Consider the following 1,186-nt stretch of genomic DNA (forward strand, 5'->3'; position numbering starts at 1 on the left):
CAGCATGACGTGATTGAGCAATCATCATCTCTTCTTTATTTTTAATCTCTTCTTTTAAATAAATCTCTTTTGTAATTTCTTGTTTAATTGCTAAAAAATTTACAATTTCATTTTGTTCATCAAAAATTGGTGTGATTATAGCACTTTCCCAGAATTCACTTCCATCTTTTCTTTTATTTTTAAATCTTCCTCTCCATGTTTTTTTAGAAAGAAGTGTATTCCATAAATTTTGGTATTCAAAAGATGATGTATATTCTGACTTTAAAACTCTTGGATTTGAACCTAATGCTTCTTTATATGAATAGCCCGTAGTTTTACAAAAACAAGGATTAACATACTCTATTATTCCATCAACATCAGTTATTACTATTGAGATTGGTGAATGTTCTATAACTTTTTTAAGTTTAGATATCTCTTTTTTTAACTCTTGTATTTTTGTAATATCTGTATGAAAACCAACCATTCTAACTGCATTTCCATTCTCATCAAAAATTGTTTTTCCCTTATCTAATATCCAAACCCATGTTCCATTTTTATGTTTAAGTCTGTGAATATTTTCATAATATTCTGTACTATGTTTTTGATTTTGGCTTATATCAAAACGTGCCTTTTCTTTATCATCTGGATGAACTTTTTCATCCCATGTTTCAAAACTATTTGATAACTCATCCTCTTTATAACCTAACATTTCTTTCCATTGCTTAGAAAAATAAATCTTATTAGTTTGCAAGTTCCAATCCCAAAGACCAAGTTTAGAACCACTTACAGCATAGTCATATCTATCATAAAGTATTTTATATTTATCTTTTAAGTTTTGTAGATTTTCTTGATTTTTAAATAGTTTATTTATAATTAATAAAAAAATAAAAAATATTATAACAGCAAATAAGATACTAATATATATTTGCGTTTTATAATGAAATTCAACATCTTCAAAGTTTTGTTTATATGTTTCCATAGGAATAGATACTCTTATTCCTCCTTTTACTTCACCTAGTTTATAACCTTGAATTGCATGACATTGTAAGCAACTCTGTTCAACAATTAATTTACCCATAAAATTATAAAGATCTTTATTTGTATCTGTTTTTACATAAAATTCTTTATCTTTATTTTCTTTAAAATAGTTCAATGCCTCTTTTTCAAACTCATCAGCTTTATTTGAAGGATTTAGAGGTTTTAAACT

At 25.7% G+C, this 1,186-nt stretch carries 1 protein-coding gene; it reads right to left on the reverse strand.

Going from position 1 to position 1,186, the window contains the following annotated elements; all coding sequences use genetic code 11:
• The coding region (locus tag ACERKK_RS13160; RefSeq protein ID WP_373773529.1) for a PAS domain S-box protein at positions 1 to 1,186 on the reverse strand (1,186 nt) is incomplete at both ends.

It is taken from the genome of Poseidonibacter sp. (assembly GCF_041821165.1).
Taxonomy (GTDB): Bacteria; Campylobacterota; Campylobacteria; order Campylobacterales; family Arcobacteraceae; genus Poseidonibacter.